Annotated in this window: 19 protein-coding genes; 16 read left to right on the top strand and 3 right to left on the bottom strand. The window is 67.5% G+C overall.

Going from position 1 to position 22420, the window contains the following annotated elements; translation table 11 throughout:
* Positions 1 to 34: 34 nt before the first annotated feature.
* The 4 genes from BJY22_RS25100 to BJY22_RS25085 all read left to right on the top strand — a co-directional run bounded on the left by BJY22_RS25100 (position 35) and on the right by BJY22_RS25085 (position 8136).
* The gene (locus tag BJY22_RS25100; RefSeq protein WP_167210873.1) at positions 35 to 3682 is read left to right on the top strand and encodes a KAP family P-loop NTPase fold protein; all 3648 of its coding nucleotides are present in this window, start codon (positions 35 to 37) and stop codon (positions 3680 to 3682) included.
* A 664-nt stretch (positions 3683 to 4346) separates the two neighbouring features.
* Positions 4347 to 4826, top strand: coding sequence for an SDR family NAD(P)-dependent oxidoreductase (locus BJY22_RS25095; protein ID WP_337758989.1), 480 nt, complete (start codon positions 4347 to 4349; stop codon positions 4824 to 4826).
* Positions 4827 to 5083: 257 nt separating this feature from the next.
* Positions 5084 to 5914, top strand: coding sequence for a glycerophosphodiester phosphodiesterase (locus BJY22_RS25090; protein WP_238350453.1), 831 nt, complete (start codon positions 5084 to 5086; stop codon positions 5912 to 5914).
* A gap of 266 nt (positions 5915 to 6180) precedes the next feature.
* Positions 6181 to 8136, top strand: coding sequence for an LVIVD repeat-containing protein (locus BJY22_RS25085; RefSeq protein WP_167210866.1), 1956 nt, complete (start codon positions 6181 to 6183; stop codon positions 8134 to 8136).
* Between the two features lie 121 nt (positions 8137 to 8257).
* Here the strand turns inward: BJY22_RS25085 and BJY22_RS25080 are convergent, their stop codons facing one another.
* On the bottom strand, positions 8258 to 8737 hold the full coding sequence (locus BJY22_RS25080) for a DUF6326 family protein (RefSeq protein ID WP_167210862.1): 480 nt from the start codon (positions 8735 to 8737) through the stop codon (positions 8258 to 8260).
* A 159-nt stretch (positions 8738 to 8896) separates the two neighbouring features.
* Here BJY22_RS25080 and BJY22_RS25075 point away from each other — a divergent pair, with 159 nt between their 5' ends.
* Together BJY22_RS25075 and BJY22_RS25070 are read left to right on the top strand one after the other, a co-directional pair.
* Positions 8897 to 10036, top strand: a complete 1140-nt coding sequence (locus BJY22_RS25075; RefSeq protein WP_167210860.1) for a histidine kinase — start codon at positions 8897 to 8899, stop codon at positions 10034 to 10036.
* Positions 10033 to 10689 (top strand): response regulator, encoded by a 657-nt coding sequence (locus BJY22_RS25070; RefSeq protein WP_167210857.1) that lies wholly within the window; start codon positions 10033 to 10035, stop codon positions 10687 to 10689. The genes BJY22_RS25075 and BJY22_RS25070 overlap by 4 nt, the downstream gene beginning before the upstream one ends.
* Positions 10690 to 10743: 54 nt before the next feature.
* Here the strand turns inward: BJY22_RS25070 and BJY22_RS25065 are convergent, their stop codons facing one another.
* Positions 10744 to 11526 carry a phytanoyl-CoA dioxygenase family protein gene (locus BJY22_RS25065; protein WP_167210854.1) on the bottom strand — a complete coding sequence of 261 codons (783 nt, stop codon included), beginning with the start codon at positions 11524 to 11526 and terminating at the stop codon, positions 10744 to 10746.
* A 65-nt stretch (positions 11527 to 11591) separates the two neighbouring features.
* Here BJY22_RS25065 and BJY22_RS25060 point away from each other — a divergent pair, with 65 nt between their 5' ends.
* The 10 genes from BJY22_RS25060 (at position 11592) to BJY22_RS25015 (ending at position 22084) form a co-directional block, all read left to right on the top strand.
* On the top strand, positions 11592 to 12422 hold the full coding sequence (locus BJY22_RS25060; RefSeq protein ID WP_167210851.1) for a helix-turn-helix transcriptional regulator: 831 nt from the start codon (positions 11592 to 11594) through the stop codon (positions 12420 to 12422).
* A gap of 618 nt (positions 12423 to 13040) precedes the next feature.
* Positions 13041 to 13772, top strand: a complete 732-nt coding sequence (locus tag BJY22_RS25055) for a DedA family protein (RefSeq protein WP_167210848.1) — start codon at positions 13041 to 13043, stop codon at positions 13770 to 13772.
* A gap of 977 nt (positions 13773 to 14749) precedes the next feature.
* Positions 14750 to 15298 (top strand): hypothetical protein, encoded by a 549-nt coding sequence (locus tag BJY22_RS25050; protein WP_167210846.1) that lies wholly within the window; start codon positions 14750 to 14752, stop codon positions 15296 to 15298.
* 35 nt (positions 15299 to 15333) lie between these two features.
* Positions 15334 to 16467, top strand: a complete 1134-nt coding sequence (locus BJY22_RS25045) for a DUF4331 family protein (RefSeq protein WP_167210844.1) — start codon at positions 15334 to 15336, stop codon at positions 16465 to 16467.
* 13 nt (positions 16468 to 16480) lie between these two features.
* On the top strand, positions 16481 to 17833 hold the full coding sequence (locus tag BJY22_RS25040; protein ID WP_167210842.1) for a Dyp-type peroxidase: 1353 nt from the start codon (positions 16481 to 16483) through the stop codon (positions 17831 to 17833).
* 29 nt (positions 17834 to 17862) lie between these two features.
* On the top strand, positions 17863 to 18729 hold the full coding sequence (locus BJY22_RS25035) for an enoyl-CoA hydratase-related protein (protein WP_167210839.1): 867 nt from the start codon (positions 17863 to 17865) through the stop codon (positions 18727 to 18729).
* 42 nt (positions 18730 to 18771) lie between these two features.
* Positions 18772 to 19851: a sulfite oxidase gene (locus BJY22_RS25030; protein WP_167210836.1), complete on the top strand. Its 1080-nt coding sequence runs from the start codon at positions 18772 to 18774 to the stop codon at positions 19849 to 19851.
* A gap of 264 nt (positions 19852 to 20115) precedes the next feature.
* Positions 20116 to 20607 carry a DUF1269 domain-containing protein gene (locus BJY22_RS25025; RefSeq protein WP_167210834.1) on the top strand — a complete coding sequence of 164 codons (492 nt, stop codon included), beginning with the start codon at positions 20116 to 20118 and terminating at the stop codon, positions 20605 to 20607.
* 242 nt (positions 20608 to 20849) lie between these two features.
* Positions 20850 to 21332 (top strand): DUF7144 family membrane protein, encoded by a 483-nt coding sequence (locus tag BJY22_RS25020; RefSeq protein WP_167210831.1) that lies wholly within the window; start codon positions 20850 to 20852, stop codon positions 21330 to 21332.
* A 38-nt stretch (positions 21333 to 21370) separates the two neighbouring features.
* The gene (locus BJY22_RS25015) at positions 21371 to 22084 is read left to right on the top strand and encodes a neutral zinc metallopeptidase (RefSeq protein ID WP_167210828.1); all 714 of its coding nucleotides are present in this window, start codon (positions 21371 to 21373) and stop codon (positions 22082 to 22084) included.
* 9 nt (positions 22085 to 22093) lie between these two features.
* Here the strand turns inward: BJY22_RS25015 and BJY22_RS25010 are convergent, their stop codons facing one another.
* Positions 22094 to 22360, bottom strand: coding sequence for a hypothetical protein (locus tag BJY22_RS25010; RefSeq protein ID WP_167210825.1), 267 nt, complete (start codon positions 22358 to 22360; stop codon positions 22094 to 22096).
* Positions 22361 to 22420: the final 60 nt, after the last annotated feature.

The following is a 22420-nucleotide window of genomic DNA, read 5'->3' as shown; positions in this document are numbered from 1 at the left end:
CGGGACCGGCGTTTCGAACTCCGCCTCGAGCGAATTGTCGGTCCCGCCGTCTACTGTCCGTCCAAGGAACAAAGGGGCGGACATGTTTAAGAAGCCAGGTGCTCCACCGGCGGAGGTTGTACGGCGGGAAGATTTGATCCCCGACAACCGTCTCGGCGCGGACTACACCGACCTGCTCGACCACGAGGCGATCGCGAAGGCCGTGGCCGAGATCGCGCTCAAGGCAGAGGCGCCGGTGAACATCGCGCTGTTCGGGCCGTGGGGTTCGGGGAAGTCGAGCATCTACTCGATGATCACTAGCCACCTCGAGGCCGCGGCGGGGGCGAAAGTCCGAGTGGCCCGCTACGACGCCTGGAAGTACGGCGGCCAGGAGCTCAAGCGCAACTTCATCGACTCGTTGTCGGACAGCCTGGGACTCACCGACGCCGACTTCGTCGACGGACTCCACCAGGACCAGACGAAGACGAAGCTGAGTATCTCCGCCTGGGCCAGGGAGAATTGGCGCTCGCTTCTCGCTGGCATCGGGCTGGCTGCCGTTGTGGCGGCACTGTGGATCCTGGTTCAGGCGGGTGCGACGAAGCTGTTCACGGACCGCGGTTTCAACGCGACTGCGGAGGCGTTGATCCCGCAGGCGGGCACGGTCTTCGGGTTGGCACTGGTCGCGGTCCTGGTCGGACCGAAGGCGTTCGAAGGTGCCGTAACCACCAAGATCACCCCGGCGCCGGTCGGCGCCGATCAGTTCGCCAGTAGGTTCCGGAAGTTGGTGGACAAGGCCTTGAAAGGAAAACCAGACCGCCTGGTCGTCTTCATCGACGAGCTGGACCGGTGCTCGCCCGACGACGTCGTCGCCACCCTGGTCGACCTGAAAACCTTCCTCGACGAGGACCGCTGCGCCTTCGTGGTGGCAGCAGACCGCGAGGTACTGGAGCGCGCTCTGCTGAATGTTCCGCAAGCGAAGCCCGTCCGGGAGTTGGAACCGTACTACGCCACCCCGGGCGCGTTCCTCGACAAGATCTTCCAGCACCAAATCGCGCTGCCCCCGTTGCGGCCGCGGGCGCTGACTCAGTTCGCCCGCGAGTTGGCCGGCACGCAGGGCGGTGTCTGGGAGGATCTACGGGCGGCCGGGAACCAGACGTACGACCGCACCATCTTTGCGCTCGTCCCGGTGCATGTGCGTAGCCCGCGGCGGGTGAAGATCCTGCTCAACAACTACGCGACGACGGTCCGGATCGCGCAGGCGCGCGGGATCGCGTGGCTGGAGCGGGCTGAAGAGCTCGCGGTGCTGACCGTCCTGCAGACCGAGTTCCCGGCGGTCGCGGAGGAGATGCGCCGCGTCCCAAGACTCCTGTGGTACCTGCGGGGTGAGGAGAAGCCGACCGCGCCGCGGACCATCGAGGCCGTACGGCGGTTCGAGGTGATCGACGACGAGGACGAGGGTGACGACGGAGAGTCGCCGGCGGGTGAGTTGCTGCGCGATGAGTCCGCCAACGCCGCTGACAAGGCCGAGCACGCGGAGGACACGCTCCGCCACCAGCTCGCGTCGTACCTGGCGAAGATCGCCGCGGTGAACATCGACGATCCGCGCCCGGATCTGATGTACCTCCAAGGTGCGGCCGGGCGCGAACAGCTGTCCGATCCGCACCTCGGGGACGTGATCGACTACGCGACGGACACGGCTCCGGACGAGATCCTCGCCGCGTTCAGCGCCGCGGACTCGGCGACGCTGGCCGTGGGCATCCCACTGCTGGTCGTCGAGGGGGAAGGCGCTGTCGGGCCGGGACAGGCGTTCGCGTATGAGGCGGCCTGCAGGTTGATCGAGCGGGTCGATGCTGAGCACCAGGAAGTGGTGGCGAGGGAAGCTGGCGCGCCCCTGATCGCGGCCGCGAAGGCGGGTTCGCTCACGCAGCAGTCGTTGCCGGGAGCGCTGATGGTCGCGTGCTGGCTGGAGGCGGGCGAGGTGGCGAAACAACTGCTGGGCAAGCTGCGTGAGAACCGACTCGACGAGGACGTTCTGGACCGGCTCGCCCGGCTGATGCCGCACGTGGACGAGACGACCGGTCAGGCCGTCATGCAGTTGCTCGTGGAGCATTTCAAGGCCGTCCCGCAGCCCTTGCTGACGGCGCTGCATCACGTGTCGGTGGACGATGCTTACGGTCTGTGGAACTCCGTGAAGGCCAAGGTTCTCGAGGTCCTCAACGACCTCGAGATGCCTGAACCCGACCCGGCACCAGCCGCGGCGACCGCGGCCGCTGGGACGGCTCCGGCGGCCGCGGATGCTGTACCTACCGGGCTCGGGGTCGAACGCGTCAACGCGCTGATCGAAGCCGTCGGTCCGCGGGCCGACGGCGAGTGGATGGTGTCGGCCGTTGTCGAGGAATTGCAGTCAACGGCAGCTTGCGCGGCGCTCCGAACGTGGGCGGTCGGCAACGCAGACCGCTTGATCGGCACGATGGAGTCGGCGGATCTGCGCGCCTGGCACGCGTTGGCCGGCATCCGGGACTACCCGACCTCGGCGTGGACCACCTGGGCCGGGCTGCTGCCGGACGAAGCTCCTGATCGAACTTCGGAGACGGCGGCGCTCGCGGCGGAGATGCTCGTTGAGAAGCTCGTTCCCGCGTTGGCGACCGTTGCTGACGACGATCTTCGGTCCCGGCTGCCGGATGTGATCGCGAAGGTGCGGGCGTTGGCGACCGTGGACAAGGAAGTTCTGTCGACGGCCGTCCGCGACGCCTTGTCCGCGGTGCAGTGGAAGACGGATGACGAGGCCGAGCGCGTACTGCGCTGGCCTCGGAAGGAAGTCCTGTTCGACACAACTGTCCGACTGTCGTCGCTCGGTTCTGATGATCAGCTGATCTCGATGCTGGTCGACGATTTGCGGAAGGCGCTGAAGTCGATTGCGCTGTCCGAGGACACCATCACCAAGTGGCTCGGGCTCAGCGAGAAGCTGCCGGTCGACGTGATCTCGTCGCTGTCGAGTGTTCTCGACGAGTACACCCTCAGCGATGACGAAGAGACGGCCGTTCTTCGGCTCAAGCTCGCTGTTCGGGGCCGGTTCGGTGGTGCCGCGCCGCCGGTGGCCGAGGTCCAGGCCGTTCCTGCCGATGAGCTGACCACCAAGATCGCGGACAGTTGGTTGCGGTTGGCGCCGCCGGTCGGTGAAGTGGGCGAGTTGCTCGCCGCCGGCCGGTTCACACCCGCGGCGATGACGTCGTACGCCGCCGCGCTCACCACCGCCGAGCGGAGTGGGCTCTGGATCCAGGGAGCGGACGCGGGGAAGTCTGACGGCATCCTGAAGGCGATCGGAGCGCATGGCGTCGACGCGAGTGTCATCGAGCACGCGCGGTCCGCGATCAGCAGCGCGACGCGGGAGCCGGATCGGGCCGCTCATATTCAGCGGCTGGTGGACACGGCTCAGCCGTCGAGCGAACTCAAGAAGGTCGCCAGCGAACTGGCGACGGACCTCCTCGCCAGAGACACTGCAGGGGATCTCAAGTCTGCGGTCAAGCTCATCATCTGGGCGGGCGGTCCCGCTCACGGCCACGTGATCATTCTTCGCGCTGAGTTCACCGCAGCGGTCGAGAAGCACCACAAGGTGCTGTCCAACAAGCAGCGAGAGAGCCTGATCGACCTCGGCCTTCTCCCGCAGAAGAAGAACTGGTTCGAGAAGGTGTTCGGGGGCTGATCTCAGGGCTTCGGGGCCGACGCTGATGTCGGCAACGCCAGTGCATCTCGCGGACATGTCGAACCAGAGTGCTGGCAGCGAGCAGTCACTGGATATGGACCAAGATGTCTGTTGGGCAGCAAGTCGGCGAGGTGACTTTCGTTGTCGCCCCGGCGACCATCTGAGCAAGATGAACGCCGCGGGCTGGGATCAGCGCAGACTTCGCGCGGTGGCACACGGTCTCATCAGCGGCGAGAACCTCTGGTCCGAGCGGCACGAAGGGTCAAGGGCAATGCTGGTCGGTGAACCAAGTGCGGATCCCGGCGACCTGCGCGCCCTTCGAGAGCCACACCTCTCCACGCAGCGTACTCATCGCGAGAGAGATCAGCGATGACGACGCGCGCGAACCCAGAAGCCGGAACGTCCGCACTGAAACGGACCGTGATCACCGAGCGTCAACTCATGCCCAATCTCGACCGAATTCACCCGCTACGGCGCTGGGACTGGCGGATCGGGGTCGAGCTCCAACCGTGTGGTTAAGGTGCGTGTTCGTCCTCGGACACGAACGTTGAAGTCACGCAGAGCGGGGCTTATGGCGGGTTCATTCGATCTGGTCTCGTGGTTGTAACTCACTTGCAGACCTGGACTGGCGCTGGCCGACGCCGCACTGGGCGCCGGAGAACTAGTGGTTGGTGCCGGGCGCCGGATCCTGAAGTTCGACGCGCTCAAGGGCCGGTACGGCGACCAGCTCCTCGCGCTCGAGCACGACGTACGGAACACCTCCACGGGCGTCGCTGTCGTACAACGCGCACTCGACACCTTCGGGCGGGTCGACGTACTGGTCGGCAACGCCGGCGCCGGACAGGTCGGCGCCGCGGAAGGCGGCAGCGACGCCGACCTGCGCGACATGCTCGACCAGCACCTGTTCGGCCCCGCCGCCCACGTCCGGGCAACGCTCCCCCATCTGCGCGCCCACCGCTCGGGCGCGATCGTCCAGATGAGCAGCCGGGGCGGGCGGATGTCGTTCCCCGCCGTCAGCAGCTACTCAGCGGGCGGGTTCGCCCTCGAAGGCTGGTCCGAAGCCTCGCCGGCGAGGTCAAGCCTTCGGCATCCAGGTGCTGATCGTCGAGCCCAGCCGGTTCCCCACCTCAGCCAACACCAATAGGCAGTCCAATGGTGGTTCACCGCGACGCGCGGCGGTGCCGGCCGCACCAGTGGAGGACCTTTCGTGCCGGGGATGGAAGTTTCGGGAACCATCCGCGAGATCGGAGCCGCGAACGCGATCTCGGAGCATCGGGTCGTGGCTGAACAGGGGCGTGACGAGTGTTCTCCTGGCGGCAACCCGTCGCGGGTTGAATCAGCATGTCGATGGGGTAGGACTGATCAGGCTCAGATCCTGACCGCCGAATGGAGACCTACCGCATGCGAACCGCACGCATCGCCGCCGCTCTTCTGCTCGCCCTGCCGCTGGGTGTCTCGACCGCGGCCGCCACCACAGACGATGTCGACGTGATTGCCCACCGCGGCTCGTCCGGCGTCGCACCGGAGAACACCGCCGCAGCCGTCAAAGCCGCGATCAAGCAGCGCGCCGACTTCGTCGAGATCGACGTCCAGCGGACAAAGGACGGCAAGTTGGTGAACTTCCACGACTGCACGCTGCAGCGCACGACCGACGTCGAGGAGCGCTTCCCCGGCCGGGCGTCGTACCGAGTGTCGGACTTCACCTGGGCGGAACTGCGGACGCTCGACGCCGGGTCCTGGTTCCACGACAAGTTCGCAGGCGAGCAGATCATCTCCGTCAGCACCGTCATCGGCCTGGTCGACGGCAAGACCGGGCTGCTCGCCGAGATCAGCCCGTGCAGCCACTACGAGGGCCTGGTGGACGACTTCGCCGACGAGCTGAACGCACACGCGAAGTACGTCGACGAGGCGCTCGCCGACCAAGCGCTGGCGGTGCAATCGTTCGAGGTGGACGACGCGAAGGCGTTCAACCAGCGGATGCCCAAGATCCCGATCGGCCTCCTCGACGCCGACCGCCCGACCGAGGCCGAACTCGTGGCGCTGAGCACCTGGGCCGACCAGGTCAACCCGCAGTGGACCGTCACCGACGCGGCACTGGTCAATCGGGTTCACCAGCTCGGCATGGACATCAACGTCTGGACCGTCAACGAACCGGGCACGATGCGCCGAATGGACGAACTCGGCGTCGACGGCATCATCACGGACTTCCCCCAGTCGCTCACCCAGCGCTGACATTTCCGGTTCCTGTCAGCCGATAAGCAACCACCACGCTGCTACCCACAACCCGAACACCGATCGCGAGCGCAGCCGCGCCGTTCTGGGGCCGGCCGTTCCAAGCCTGCCCAACTCGTTGCCGCAGCCAACAGTCAGGCTGGTGACCAGACGCCTGGGGCCAGCCTCAGATGCCCTTGACGACGCTCGGACCGGCAATTATGGTCCTGACCGTAATCCGATGACGGTTCGGCCGTTGTGCGGTTCGTCGATCGAGGAGTTGGCCCATGCCACTGACGCGTAGATCGTTCCTTGTGAGAGCCGGACTGGCGACGATGGCGGTGGGCGGCGCGGCCGCCTTTCAGAGCGCGCCAGCGCTTGCGGCGGGAGCGGATCAAGCCCCGGTCGGCTACGGCCCGGCTTCGCTGACCTCGGCGGTCCGCGGCGCAACGGTGATCGGGCAGAGCGTGTTCATCTCGTCCCGCTTCAACACCCCTGAGCTCAAGCTCCGCCTGGCGGAGTTCGATGTCACCACCGGCGAGGCCCGCTCGGTCGACGATCTTGCGATCCCCAGCTCAGGTGGTCAGAAACTCGCCACAGACGGCCAGTACGTCTACATCGGCCCCGCCGGGAGCGGCCACATCTGGCGGTTCGACCCGCGGACCAAGGACCTCGTCGCCTGGGCCGAGGCGGGTGCCAGCACCACCTGGTACTACGACATGGTCGTCGAGGGCGACCATCTCTACGTCGGCACCTACCCCGACTGCACGGTCAAGCGGATCCGTGTCTCCGACGGGACGATCGAAACCTACGGCCGGATCTCCACCTCGAAGTACGCGACCGCCGTCGCGGTCGACGACCAGTACGTATACGCCGGCTCGGCCGCACCGGGCACGCTGCTCGTGTGGCCGAAGGCCGGCGGGACCCCGACCGACCTGACGCCGTACCTGAGCTCGTCACCGGTCGGCATCCTCGACCTCGCAGTCAAGGACAAGACGATCTACGTCGCCAATGGCCGGCAGGTGATCTCCTGCGGCATCGACGGATCCGGGCGGGTCTCCCGGGACATCCCCGAGGAGGACCGGTACGTCGACCAGCTGACGGTCGGCGCCGATGGGAGGGTGTACGCACTGGCGCGACTCACCACCAACGTGTACGAGGTCACCCCCACCGGCCTGACCAAGGTCGGCCAACCGATCAAGGACGTCGAGAATCAGCTGCTCGCTCCACTTCCCGACGGCAGTCTGCTCGGTGTCAGCGGACTCGGTCATGTCTGGCGGATGGCCCCAGGCGGGACGACCGACGTGTGGCAGACCGCCACCCGCGGCTTCGGCTACCCCGAGATCGTCCAGTCGATGCTCTTGCACAGCAGGGGCGAAGTGTGGGTGGCGGGCCACTACGCGATGACCGTCCACCAACCCGATCGCGGGAGCTCCGTCCGCTTCGACATCAACGGCGAGCCGAAGGCGCTGGCCGAAGGCGCCCGTGGCACGGTCTACGCCGGGCTGTACCCAAGCACGCAGATCGTGGCCATCGATCCGCTCGGTCACCGGATCTCCGTCCTCGGGCTGCTGGCCAACGAACAGCTACGCACCAAGCGGATCCACGCCGACCGCGAACGAAACCAGCTGCTGGTGGCATCGAGCCCCGCAACCACCAAGCACACCGGTGCCCTGACATTCGTCGACCTCGCAACCAACACGTTCGACGTCCATCGGGAGTACCTACCCGAACAGAGCGTGATGGACATCGCGGTGTCGGGCACCACGGCGTACCTCGTCGGCGACACCTACGGCGAGGGCACCACCGGCCCACTGCGACCGACGGCCCAGGTGGCTGCCGTCGACATCGTCACCCGCGAACTGATCTGGCGGGCCGAGCTCAAACCGAACTGGGCGTCGTACGAGAGCGTGTACGTCACCGGCAACCTGCTGTACGCCGTAGCGCGGCGCCCACGCGGCGCCTGGCTCGCCTACGACCTCAGCACCCGCACGATCGTGCAGGAAGGCGAGCTCGGCGGATACGGCCAGCTGAACGGCGTCGACGGCCGGGTCTTCTCCTGGGTGCACTGGACCGACGACATCTCCGAGCTGCCGACCACACCGGGCGGCGCGGTCTCCACGGTCCACGACAGCGTGCCGCGCGGGTGGTACAACGACCCGATGTTCAACTTCACCCACAACGCCAAGGCGACCTGGGGCATGCACGGCACCGATCTGGCGCTGTTCCCGTTACCGAAGTAGCCGCAGATCCTCATGCGACGTCGCCTGCCACAGCCCGGCGCGTCGTCCGCGGCGCAGCGCATCGTCCACATCTGGCAACGCTGAGCCACGCCTCCGAACAGGACGGGGACTGCGCTTGGGTTCACGCTTGCTGCTGGGCGCGAACGGTTCCACGGTCCGGGCTGGTCGCCGACGGTGCGGTGCGGGGCCAGGTCCATGCGTACCGCAGGATGAGAGCGAGAAGGATCACTTCCAGGGCGATGCCAAGGCCGTAGAAGTACAGCCAGGACTCGCCCACCGCGTTGAATGCCGTGACGGGGACGTAGAGCGAGGCCACGATGAGGTTCGCAATGCGGTTCACTCTGGCGGGCAGCGTCATCGACAGCACGACCATGAGGATCGGGATGGCCACAAGGGTCAGCGCCGTGGTCGAAAAGGTCTGGGAGAGGTCGAACTCGAAGACCCTGCCGTCGAGGATGTCTTCGACGACGCCGGGCGTGAAGAAGTTGAGGATGTCCACGTAGGCGTACAGGAACATGAAGCTTGTCCACGCTGCGGCGAGCTTGGCTCTCACCGGGATCGGCTGGTCTTCCAGTGTTGTGGTGGGTTGACGTGTTCTCATCGTGGGCTCCCTGTGTGGTGAGGATCGGTACGTCCACGATCGCTGAGCCCTGCGGCGGGCACATCGGCCCGGAGGCTGGAGGTCGCTGGCCGATGGCATGGTGTCTCTCTAGTTCTTTCGGTGGGTACGCCGAGGGCCGCCGATCTCTAGGCTGGAGCCGTGGACACTGTCCGGCGCTCCATCTGGCATGAGCCGCGGCCTGCTGACGCCCCACCCATCGGTCGTTTCGACTGGCTGCTGGTGGGCGTGTTCGCCGCCGCCGCCTTGGTCGAGGGCATCGTTCGGCCGGGCTTGGCCTGGCGACCCCTTGTGACGGTGCTCGCCCTGGCGCTGATACCTGCCCTGCTCTGGCGGCGGCGCCGCCCCCTCATGGCCGCCCTGGTCGGGTGGGGCGTCGCCGGGCTGCTCTCGGTCTTCCAGCTGACTGCGCATGCCGGGGACCTCGGCCTCTACTCCATGATGGCCGTCCTGATCCTGCTCTATTCCCTGGTGCGGTGGGGCTCGGGACGCGAGATGGTCTTGGGGACGGCGTTCGTGACAGTCGTCGTCGCGCTGGGCACCTACGCCTCCTCCGCGGGCTGGGCCGACGTTTTCGGCGGGAGCGTCCTCTTGCTGTTGTTCGTCGCCCTCGCAGCGGTGTTCCGCTACCGCGCGGACCTCTGGCAGCGCCAACAGCGCGAGATCCGCAATCAGGAGCGGGTGGCGCTGGCTCGCGAGCTGCACGACACCGTGGCCCACCACGTCTCGGCCATCGCGGTGCAGGCGCAGGCCGGTCGCGTGGTCGCCGGCATCCAGCCTGAGAAGGCTGCCGAGGTCCTGGCCGCGATCGAGTCTGAAGCGTCCCGAACCCTGGCGGAGATGAGATCCATGGTGCGAGTACTGCGTGACGAGGAAGTCGTCGCCTACTCACCGCAGCCGGGTGTCGCGGACCTGCCTGCTCTGGCGCGCGCCGACGCGACGCCCACCGTCGAGGTCTCGCTGGACGGTTCGTTGACCCGGCTGGCACGACCCGTGGACGCCGCGCTCTACCGGCTCGCGCAGGAGTCGCTGACCAACGCCGTACGGCACGCCCGGAGCGCGACCCGCGTCGGGATCGACGTACGCCGGGAGGGCGACGCCGTCAGGCTGCGTGTCAGCGACGACGGACAGACCGAGCCGGGGCCGGCCCCGGAGCCTGGGTTCGGCCTGCAGGGCATGGCCGAACGCGCCCAGCTCCTCGGCGGATCGCTCTCCGCGGGGCCGGGGCCCGACGGTGGCTGGGTGGTCGAGGCCGTGTTGCCGGTGGAGGCGCTGGCATGAGCATCCGTGTCGTCGTAGCCGACGACCAGGACCTGGTCCGGACCGGGCTGGTGATGATCCTCGGCGCGCAACCCGGCCTCGAGGTCGTGGGAGAGGCAGCAGACGGGCTCGACGCGCTCGACCTGGCGACCCGGCTGCGTCCCGATGTCCTCCTCGTCGACATCCGGATGCCCGGGCTCGACGGCATCGAAGTGACCCGGCGCCTGGCCGGGGAGGGCGTTGCCGACCCGATGGCGGTCGTCGTGATCACAACCTTCGACCTCGATGAATACGTCCTCGGCGCCCTACGCGCCGGCGCCCGAGGCTTCCTGCTCAAAGACGCCGGGCCGGAGCTACTCGTGCAGGCCATACACGCGGCGGCCAACGGGGACGCGCTGATCGCGCCCAACGTCACCCGCCGGCTGCTGGCGACCTTCGCCGACCAGGCGCCGGTGGTACCGGTCCAGCCCATCGACCCGCTCACCGAGCGCGAGGAGGAGGTGCTCGCGCTGGTGGCACGGGGCCGGACCAACGCCGAGATCGCCACCGAGCTCTTCGTCGGCCTGAGTACGGTCAAGACCCACGTAGCCTCGTTGATGACCAAACTCGGCGTCCGCAACCGCGTCGAGATCGCGATGTGGGCCTACGACACCAGACGCGTGAGAGCCGATTAGTGGGTACAGCTCGCTGCGAGGCACAAATGATGCCCGGCGCGGGGCCGCTGGCGGTCAGCCGGCCGTGGGGCGGGCGGCGTTGGCTCGCTCTTCGCGTGCGGTGCGCCGGGCGGCCTGCCACGGGAAGTCGCGGGGCGCGGCGGCCTGCTCCTCCGGGGTTCCGCCGCTGATGATGTACGCCCGCCGGTGGTCGGCGGACCGGTTCGGGGACGTGTAGTGCAAGGTGCGGCTGGCGTGGATCGTCGCCCCGCCGGCCGGGATCGGGCACGCCACGGCGGTGGAGACATCGACCGATCCGGGCTCCACTTCGAGGCCGTGCACCCTGGGGTCGCCGCCGATCGGCCGGTGCGGGGCCACCTCGCCGCGGTGCGAGCCGGGAACGAAATGCATGCACCCGTTGTCAACCGTTGCCTCCTGCAACGGAATCCAGATGCTCAGCGCCTGATAGCTGACCGCCGGGTTCCAGTACGCCTCGTCCTGGTGCCAGGGCGTCTCGACCCCGTTGCGGGGCGGCTTGTTGATCGCATGGTCGCCGCCGAACGTCGCCTCCGGACCGAGCAGCTCGGCCAGCACATCCTTCGCGCGGTCGAGCGTCTCGCTGCGCAGGAGCTCCGGCGCGTACCGCGACGGGTTGAGGATCTGCGGGAGGTTGGCCTCGCTCTCCTCGTCGTCCGCGCCGGCCAGGTCGAACTGATCGCCGGCCGAGCGTCCGGCCCGCTCGGCGAAGAGACGGTCATAGATCGTACGCATCCGCTCGACCTCCTCGGCGGAGATGAAGGACTCGAGCGCGAGGAAACCCTGGTCGTGGTACCGGACCACATCGTCTGTTGTCAGCATGACCACGACGCTAGGGAAGGCTCCGGCTGCTTGCGTCCGGAATCGAACGCGAGAGAAAATCGAACATGGCCGACCGACTCGAGCTGCAGGATCCCGGCCTGCCCGGAGTCGTCACCCTCGGCCGCTATCGTTACTCGTACGCGCACGACATACTCGGCGCGCACTCCCACCCCGGCTGCGTCGAGGTCTGCTTCCTGGCCCGGGGACGGCAGCGCTACCGGCTGGGCGACCGGGTCTATCAGCTCAGCGGCGGCGACCAGTTCGTCACCCTCCCGGACGAGCAGCACGACAGCGCCGGCGAGCCCGAGGACAAGGGCGTGCTGTACTGGCTGATCGTCCGCGTCCATGACTCGCCGCTGCTCTACTTGGACAGCACCCGCCGACGACAGCTGACCCAGGCGCTCCTGGGCATCCCGACCCGGCAGTTCCGAGCACACCCCGAGTCAGGGTTCCTGTTGGACGACGCGATCGCGCAGCTCAGCGGCCAGGCGAGCGAGCTCGCCCGGCTCCAGGCGGCGATGTCCCTCGCGCAGTTCCTGGTCCGGACAGTAACGGCGAGCGCCGCCGACCAGGCGCGGCCGGTGTCGGCGGTGGTAGAGCGGAGTAGGCAGTACGTCGCAGAACATCTCGGCGAGACGATCACCGTGCCGATGCTCAGCCGCGCCGTCGGCCTGTCACCGGCCCGCCTGCACGCACAGTTCCGCCAAGAGCTCGGCTTGCCGCCGGGCGAGTTCATACTCCGCAGCAAGATCGAGCACGCCCGCACCTTGCTCGGCGAGACCGATCTGCCGGTCACCGAGATCGCGCACTCCCTCGGCTTCGCCAGCACGCAGTACTTCGCCACCGCGTTCAAGCGACTGACCCGAACCACCCCAACGGCGTACCGACGTGGGTAGGCGCCTCGTGCTCCTCCAGCACCCGCGAACACATGCTCGGGCTGGTTCGAGTCGACGGCCTGGCCGGCCGAGCAGGCGAGTGGCTGCGTCGGGAGAACCGCCGGACCGAAGCCCGTGCCCAGCTAGGCGTCGCCTACGAGATGCTCAGCCAGTTCGGGCCCGAGGCGATCGCTCCGCCGACGCAATATGGCGCCTCCGTGCCAAGAACACCAGTCCCGCGGTACCACGCTGCCCCAAATTGCACCTAGCTGATGCACGTGCCCGAGATCGCGCGGGCGATTGCCGCGCGGGACTGCGGTTTTGTCTCGTGCGAGTGATCAGCCGTGAGCGTCGTCTGTCAGCTTCTCATGGAGCTGTGACGCAGCAGGCATTTGCCTATAGCAACCTTTAGTGGCTCTCGTCAGTGGGATGTGTGAGCTCCGAAGCCGGCGTTGACGATGGCAGGCAGACTCAGCGTGGTGGACGCGGTCGACGGGCTACCCATCCAGCGTTCAGGCGATCGCAGGCCGCGGGGCATCATCCCTGGCGGATGAGTTGGGCTCGCGGCATCCGCATGATGATCGATGGAGGTTGCGGCCGGCTCGAGGTGGCCCCAGCGCTGTGGGATGGGAGTAGGCAATGGCCAAGGAACCGCGATCGCACAGTCATCGGCTCGGGCGCCGGATCGTTCTCGCCGTGGTCGCGCTGGCCGTGATCGTGGTCGTCATCGTCGTACTGCAGGTCCTGAGCGGGGGCGACGGCTTCTCCTTGATCGACCAGGCCAGCGGGGATTGGGCTTACGTGGCTGTCTTCCTGCTGATTTTCGGGGATGCTCTGTGCGCGCTGTTGCCCGGAGAGACGACGCTGAACGCAGCGGCAACGCTGGCATCGGATGGGGTGCTGAGTCTGGGTCTGGTGATGCTCACGGGGGCGGCCGGAGCCGTCGCCGGTGACTCGGCGCTGTACTGGATCGCCCGGCGCAACAGGGAAAGGCTCCGGCCGCGGATTGATGCCGCGATGAAGCACCCGAAAGTGGCCGCCGGGATGGGCTTCGTCGGCTCGAGCACCGCGATGCTGCTCGTCTTCGGTCGCTATCTGCCCGGTCTGCGGTTCGTCGTCAACGCGACTCTTGGGCTCGCCGCCCACCCGTACGCGCACTTCGTGTTGTGGTCGGCGATCGGCGGAACCGTGTGGTCGGTCTACACGTGCGGCCTCGCCTTCCTGATCGGCACGGCTCTGGCAGGCTTCCCGCTCGCCTCGGTGATCATCTCCGGCGTTGTCACAACTGTCGCGATAGGTGTCGTCCTCCTGTTCGCCCGCCGAAGCCGGCGCGCCGGCGGCGCGACCCAGGAAGGCATCCCACCGTCGTGAGGGAGCCGGGCCCACCGGTGAGCCCGCCCCCTATCGATATGGCCCGAGCAGCAGGCCGGTGTCGTCACCGTTCGCGGCGACTTCGGCCGTCGCACTGCCTATCTTCAACTGGATGACGGTGGGTTGGTCACCGAGCCGCTTGACCTCGTCGTGACGGGCGGAACGTTGCCGAGCCAGGCCGTCGGCCGGAAGGAGTTCGTTTCTGAACAGGAACGGCGCCTTCGTCCATACGAGAATGTCGCGGGGCCCAGCGTCCGTAACCGCGGGTCCATTTCGAGCGAAGGCCGCCGACGTCTCCGCTGTCGACCCGAATCGCGCCGCTAAAGGCGCCCGGTTGCCGCGTCACCCAACGTCTGCGTCCAAGCAAGACCATGGCGAGCACGACAATGACAACCAGATCAACACCCAGCACGGCCAGGAGCGCGATCAGCATCGCAAACCTCCATCCGTTCGTGGGGCCTTGCCAGCCATCGTCCGGCACCGCAGAACCGGTCGGTTCATCCGCTCTGGGTGAGGTTTCCGTTCGTCTGCGACGGAGGCTGCTCGCCTACCCAGCGGTCGTGCTCCCGTGTCAGCCGGTGCAATGGTTCAGGCATCGTTGCCCTCGGCACTCATCATCCGGCAGCGCCAGCGGATCCGTCCCGTCTTGCCAGGCTGTCCACCAGCACTGGATTGGCAGTCCTTGGTGGGGTCGAGGACGAGTTCAGGAGCAGTTCGCCGGTGGCGGCGTCGACGACGCGGAGGTGCAGTGTCCCCGGGCGCGGTCGCTGCTCGGGGTGGCTCTCTCGCGCCGGTGGTGTGGCCGGCAGCTTTCACGGGCGGCCGCCGAGATCACCCGTGGAGGATGATGCCCGGCGGTCACCGGGTGGGCCAGCATGGGGCAAATCGCGGGCCGGAATCCACTCGCGGGCCTCCAGACGGTGCACTTCGCCAGGCCGACCTCGAGCTGGGACGCCGCGAATCTCAGAGGAGGAATGATGGCGACACCTGCGGCAGGAACCTCTGGCCCGGGCATCAGTTCCGGCCCGACGAGCGAGTTCAGCTTGTTCTTCCATGTCAAGCCGGGCGAGGGCAAGGCCTTGCGCGCCGCTCTTAGCGAGCTGCAGCAGACACCCGGGTACCGGCCAGGGGACCACGGCATGTCGATCGCAACGATCCACGAGGCGAGGTTCGTGCCCTTTGACGACGATACGCGGCTCGCGTTCGTGACGAGCTTCGACGGCCCTTGGGACGCCTACATGGAGGACTTCTTCACGTCTGGGCCGACGCTGAAGCTCTTCGATCTCATCTTCCAGCACGTGGAGGGCTACGGGGGTCTTCCAGATCTGGCTGCGGTCAAGGCGTTCATCCTCGGCGCGCAGCAGACCGCGGGTGCCTACGCACGGAACTATGGCGGCACGGTGAAAGAGATCCGGAAAGCTCAGCGCGTGAACGAGGCCTTCCAGCAGGTGCTGGACCACCCGGAGGCCGCGGAGGCGCTGCAGCACCCCGCGTTGAGGCCGCTGCTGGACGAGGCTGCCGACTAACCAGCCCTAGCAGCGGAGCCGAAACGAGGACGCCAATGTCGGATCACATCTCAGGGCCGCGAGCGTTGGCCGAGCCGATCGCGGACATCACCGATGTGTACGCGTTTCCGAGCCCAGAGCGGCCGGGACATCTCGTGCTCGTGATGAACACACTTCCCTTCGCGAAGCCCTCGGACCTGCTGTCCGACGGGCTCGTCTATCGCTTTCGGCTGCGTCCGCTGACCGCGACCGCGGGAGGCGATCAGGTTCCATTCGCCGTCGGCCCTGAGGAGTTCGTCTTCGACTGCGTCTTCTCCGCTCCTGTGCAGACCGACGGCAGGCAGGACGCCGTACAGGAAGGCACTTGCACCACACCGGCGGGGGAAACGGTCTCGTTCCGGGTGAACGACGAAAAGGGCGGCTCCGTGCACGGAATGCGCGTCTTCGCCGGCCCGCGCTGGGATCCGTTCATCATGGACGCCCCCGCGGCGTTGAAGACGATCGCGACGGGCGAGTTGGCGTTCACCGATCCCGGGTCGATCTTCCTTGACGGCAAGAACGTCCTCAGCCTCGTCGTCGAGGCCGACTGCGCGCTTCTCGACGGCGCGGAGCTGGTCGGCGTCGTCGCGGAGACGCTCACCCGCGGCAAGTTCGACGTTCGGATCGAACGCGTCGGGCGACCTGAGGTGAAGAACATGATGCTGGCGCCGAAGCAGTTCGACCCGGTGAACCGAGACCTCGAGATCCGCGACCTGTACAACATGGAGGACGCGTTCGGTGTCGGAGAGTCCTACCGGGGCGCCTACCGGGCGCGGCTGAACGCCAACCTCGACTTCTGGGACGGTCTCGACGGCAAGACGGACTGGGGCAGGGACGGAAACGGCGACCACCCCCTGACAAAGCTGATACTCGCCGACTTCCTCGTCGTCGACCTCACCAAGCCGTACGCCGAGCAGGGCTCCTTCCTCGAGATCGAGCTCGCTGCCCTCCGGGGCAAGGCACACGAAACCTGCGGCGGACGGGCGCTCAACGACGACGTGATCGACACGATCTTCACGCAGCTCGTCAACGCCGGAAACGGCCCTGTCATCCGTGACGGGGTCGACCAGGCGTCGAGGCCGGCCTCGACGACGTTCCCCTACCTTGCGGCGCCGAATCCAGACCCACCCGAACCGCCCGAGCACCTCTAGCGCTGGAAGATTGGTGAACACCGTGACTGCCGGGGAGAGCATCCGCCTCGAACTCGACGACATCCAGAGCGGCGCGCTGCACGAGCGACCGTCGCCCTACGTCGGAAGCTATCTCCTGCTGCGCATCGACGACCGAGCCGCCGGACGCGAGCTGGTGCGGAGACTGCATGCGATCGTCGACTCCGGACGGCCCTCGTCCGATCCCGCCCACGACGCCTGGATCACAGTCGCCTTCACTTATCAAGGCTTGAAGGCGCTCGGCGTACCGCAGGACTCGCTCGACAGCTTCGCTCCGGAGTTCCAGCAAGGGATGGCGGCGCGCGCGGCCGAGCTGGGAGATGTGGGCGAAAGCAGCGCCGACAACTGGGAGAAGCCGTTCGGCACCCCTGACGTCCACGTCGCCCTGGCGGCGCTCTCCCCCGATGCCGCGCGTCTACAGGCCGTAGTTGAGAGAGCACGCCGCGCCCGCGAGGAGCTTCCCGGCATCGCATTGCTGTGGCAGCAGGACTGCTACCAGCTCCCGACCGGGCGCACCTCCTTCGGCTTCAAGGACGGGATCGGCCAGCCTGCGATCGAAGGGAGCGGCGTACCTCCTTCGAACCTCAAGGAGAAGCCGCTCAAGGCCGGTGAGATCATCCTCGGCTACCCGGACGAGACGGGCGAACTGCCGCCGATGCCGACTCCGGAGGTACTCGGTCGCAACGGCACGTACGTCGTCGTTCGAAAGCTGCACACGAGGGTGGCGGCGTACCGGCAGTACCTCCGCGCGAAAGCCGCAACCCGCGAGGAGCAGGCGCTCCTCGGCGCAAAAATGGTCGGGCGCTGGCAGAGTGGCGCTCCGCTCGCGCTGTCCCCCGAGCAAGACGATCCCGAGCTCGGCGCTGACCCGCACCGCAACAACGACTTCCTCTACGCTGACGATCCGCGCGGCTTCAAATGTCCGGCCGGCGCGCATGCGCGACGCGCGAACCCGAGGGACTCGCTCTACCACGACGGCAGCGTCAACGTACGCCTCCACCGGATGATCCGGCGCGGTACGAGCTACGGCCCGATGCTGCCCGAAGGCGTCCTCGAAGACGACGGCGTCGACCGGGGCATCATCTTCGTCTTCGCCGGCGCACACCTCAAGCGCCAATTCGAGTTCGTCAAGACCCAATGGCTGAACGACGGCATCTTCATCGGCGCCCCGGAGGAGAAGGACCCGCTCGTCGGACCGCATGACGGCTCGGGGACCTTCACCGTTCCCACCAAGCCGATCCGGCACCGGCTGAAGGGGTTGCCGCCGTTCGTCGTCACCCGCGGCGGCGAATACTGCTTCGCCCCAGGCCTGCGAGCTCTGCGCTGGCTGGCAGAGCTCGAGACGTGACCGGCCTCGAATGAGAAGAGGAAGACGACGTGACAACGAACTCGACCAGCACCGACCGCTGGAAGGAACTTGACTTCGGTCCGCCGCCATCCGATGGCGACGAGCCCGACTCCCCCGTGCTCGTCGACTACCTCTCTGGCGATCGCATTGCGCTCATCACCCTCAACCGGCCACACGCCGACAACGCGATCACCACCGAAATGGGCGCCAGCCTGACCGACATCGTCGAAACGATCGCAGTCCGCACTGTCGTTCGCGTCGTCATCCTCACCGGAGCCGGGGACAAAGCCTTCTCCGTCGGCAGCGACCTGCGCCAGCGCAAGGACATGACGAAGGAGGACTGGCTCCGCCAGCGCCAGGACTTCGATCGCACGCTCTACACGGTGCGCCAGCTGCGCAAGCCGATCTTCGCCGCCGTCAACGGGATCGCCTACGGCGGCGGCTCCGAGCTCGCCCAGAGCACCGACTTCATCATCGCCTCCGAGAACTCCACCTTCGGCCAGCCCGAAGCAATGCTCGGCCTTGCGGCCGGCGGCGGCTCGCCCGTGTTCCTACCCAGGTTGCTCCCGCCGGGGAAGGCCCTGCAGATGCTGATGACGGGCGACCCGATCACCGCCCGGGAGGCGCACCGGCTGGGCATGGTCAACGAGATCTACCCGCAGGCCGAGCTCACCGACGCGGCACACCGCATCGCGGAGAAGATCGCGAGCAACTCGCCGACAGCGGTGCAGGCGGTCAAGCGCGCCGTTCAGCTGGGCCAAGGCCAGCCGACCGATCAGGCGATCGCCATCATGATGGAAGCCCACTGGCGCTCGGCCGTCCATCCCGACCGCGTCGAGGGAATCGGTGCCTTCAACGAAGGCCGGGAGCCGACCTTCCAAGATTCCGACTACTGATGCGGCACGTGACCGAATCACCGCACACGAGGAGGCTGAGAGATGACTGTGGCAGAAGATCTCGAACGGGCACGCGCCGCACTTCTGATGATCCACCCCGCTCCCTTCAATGCGGAGGCACCGCCTGAGGCCCTCGCCGGGCCGATCACGCCCACTGAGCTCCACTACGTCCGCAGCAACTTCGCGGTGCCGACACACGACGGCACGCTCGAGGTTGGCGGCGCCGTCGAGAACCCGATCACCCTCACGCTCGATGACCTGCGCGCCATGCCTTCGGCCGAGCGGACGGTCACGCTCGAATGCGCGGGGAACGGGCGAATCGACATGCGACCGTTGCCGACCGGCGAACCATGGGGAGCTTACGCGGTCTCAACCGCCCGCTGGACCGGCGCGCTCCTCCACGACGTGCTGCAGCAGGCGCACCCGGCAGCAGACGGCGTCGACGTTCGGTTCGAAGGGTCCGACCACGGCGCCTTCCACCTCCGGCCCGTCCTCGCGGAGACCAGCAAGGACGACCTGACCTTCGTGCGCGCGCTGCCCCTCTCTCACGCAGCCGATCCGGCAGCCGAAATCCTGGTCGCTTACGAGATGAATGGCGAGCCGTTGGGTCGGGACCACGGAGCGCCGTTCCGGCTCATCGTGCCCCACTGGTACGCCGTCGCGTCCGTGAAATGGCTGAAGCGAATCGACGTCCTGACCGAGTCGTACACCGGCGAGTTTCAGACCGGCCACTACATCTACGAGTGGCCCGATCGACCACACGAGGCCGTCAGCCTCATGCGCGTGCGAGCGCGAATCACCGATCCCGCGCCCGCATCGACCATAACTGCAGGGACGTACACGGTCCGCGGCAAGGCATGGTCGGGAACCGGACCAGTGACGCGAGTCGACATCGGGCTCACCGGCGAAGGCGACTGGCAGCCGGCGCAGCTCGAGCCACCCGACGGCCCGTACCACTGGCAGGACTGGTCGTTCGAGTGGCACGCGACAGACGTGGGAAGGCACACCCTCCGCGCCAGGGCGACCGACGCGGCCGGAAATGTGCAACCGGAGGTCCCGCCCTGGAACCGGCTCGGCTACGGAAACAACGCCATCGAGGTCCCGTACGTCGACGTACGCTGACACGCCACGAGAAGCGCAGGCCGTCCACGCCTGAAGAACTTTCGGCGCCTGCCGAACCAATGCGCGCCGGCCCAATCGCGACCGGCGCCGGAACGGTCCGGCCGCGCTACAGGCCCGGTCGCATCACCCCGCACGGATGATTCGCGGTCCCCCGAGGGCGTCGCCAAGGCGGCCCGGTGCCGTTCACCCGCCAGGGATGAGGCGGTCAGCTCGCCAGAGTCCGAGGCTGCAACCGACGTACAGACCGATCCAAGGGAGCGCACGATGGCGACACTGACGGTGTGGAAGTTCGACAGCCCGACGGCAGCCGAAGAAGTGGTCGGGACGTTGGAGTCTTTGGCCAAGCAAGAGCTCATCAAGGTGCACGATGCGGCGACGGTCTCCTGGGAGCCGGGCAAGAAGAAGCCCAAGACGCGGCAGCTGCACAGCCTGGCAGGTGCCGGGGCGATGGGCGGCATGTTCTGGGGGATGCTGTTCGGGCTGATCTTCTTGGTTCCGCTGCTGGGGGCGGCCGTCGGCGCGGCGACCGGCGCGCTGGCCGGCTCGATGGGCGACGTCGGCATCGACGACGACTTCATCAAGTCCGCCCGCGACAAGATCACTCCCGGAACTTCGGCGTTGTTCCTGATGTCGAGCGAAGCCGTCCCTGAGAAGGTGAAGTCCGCCTTCACCGATCGCGGACTGCATGCCGAGCTCGTCCAGTCGAACCTCTCGGCCGAGCAGGAAGCGGACCTTCGCGAGATGCTCGCCCAGTAACCGGCAGCAGGTACCCACTGAGGACGGGCGACCTTGAGCTGTGCGTTGCCTCGGATCTCGGTGCCGTCACGCGTTGGCTGCGCTCGGGGCAGCCAACGCGGCACGGCGGCAGCCGCGCTTGCCGGCGTCAGCCCGCCCACGGCCAGTACGCCGCGTTCGCCGGACCGCTCGTCGGCGGGCTGAACGAGCCGCACCCGCCCGCCGATTCCGGCGGCGGCCGATGCAACAAGAGGAGACGTCTGATGGCTGAGAAAGAACGCGGGATGGCACTGGCCGGCTTCGTCGTGTTCGCCGCCGTGCTGCTCTTGACGATCGGCATGATCCATATGGTCCAGGGATTTGTCGCTCTGGTGGACGACGAGCGCTTGGGGCTGACGGCGGACAAGCTCGTCATTGTGGACGTGACCGCCTGGGGATGGACCCTCATCGTCTCCGGGTTGCTCCTGATGGCAGTCGGCGGCGGCTTGCTGGCGGCTGCGGGGTGGGCCAGGATCGCCGCCATCGTTGCCGTCTGCCTGCACGCCGTGACGCAGACCGCATGGCTCGGCGCCTATCCCGTCTGGTCGTTGCTGATGATCGCGCTGGACGTTGTCGTGCTGTACGCACTCACCGCGCGCTGGTCCGACGTACGGGACCGTCTCGGCGGTGTCGGCGAGGCGCCATGGAGCGGCATGGAGGAAGCCAGGCTGTCAGCGGCCGAGCGGCATATTCCTCCCGTCGTCTGAGTGGTGCTCGGATGCCTGACGGACGATCGACTACGATCATGCGAACCTCTGTAGGCTGGCTGACGATCGCGATGACAACGGCCTGCCTCGTCGGCGCCTGCACCACGACGTCCTCCGTCCCGCCGGCTGGGTCGACCACCGAGGTGCCTCGAACGGCGCAGCCGACGCCGACGGGCGCGACCCTCGGCGCGGCCGATCACGCGGCGATGAAGGTGGACGAGCAGACTGCGGTCACCGCGGTGGACACCTTCTGGCGCCGTCACTTCACCGAGCAGTTCGGACAGCCGTACCAGAGTCCTCGCGTTGCCGGTGCGTACATCGGAACGCATGGACCACCCTGCGGAGGCGAGCCGGCCTCGGTGCCGTTCAACGCCGTGTACTGCCGGCCGGGCGATTTCGTGGCGTGGGACGACAACCTGATGGCGGCCGGTTACAGCCAGATCGGCGACGCGTGGGTCTACCTGATCATCGCGCACGAGCTGGGCCATGCCATCCAGGCGCGGCTGAGCAGCGACCGGGTCTCGGTCGCGGCCGAACTCCAGGCGGACTGTTTGGCCGGAGCCGCGTTGCAAGGAGCGGCCGACGACGGACTGATCGCGGCCGAGCCTGGGGACAGCGAGGAGATCGCCAGAACCCTGGCCGCGGTAGCCGACGACTATCCGTGGACCGACGAGAGCGACCATGGAAACGCGGAGCAGCGGACCTCGGCGTTCAACACCGGCGTTGAAGGTGGCGTCGGGGCGTGCATCTGAGTCCCTGACTCAGCCGGGGCGGCGCCACTCGTCACCGACGTACGGAAGCGGGTTCCCGGATGCGCGGGCGCCGGCGGCGAGCCAGGCAGCGACTCCCTCCGGTGATCGCCGCTGCAACTCGTCGAGGTACTGCTGCCGCTGTTCGACGACTGCCAACCGTTCCGGTGCCGACTGCGCGGCCTCGAGCCGCAGGAAGCTCCGGCGCCAGAGCAAGCACAAGGCCGCGTCGTCGAGGCGACTGAGCTCCACCATCGGCTCGGCCGCAGACCCGTTCACGTCGGGGCCGCTCCGCGCTGTGGGGACGCGATCGGAGGCCGCCCGCTGTTGCTGGGTGGG

Source organism: Kribbella shirazensis (genome assembly GCF_011761605.1).
Classification (GTDB): domain Bacteria; phylum Actinomycetota; class Actinomycetes; order Propionibacteriales; family Kribbellaceae; genus Kribbella; species Kribbella shirazensis.
The sequence above is the reverse complement of the archived record's forward strand: the minus strand, read 5'-3'. Positions and strand labels throughout refer to the sequence as shown.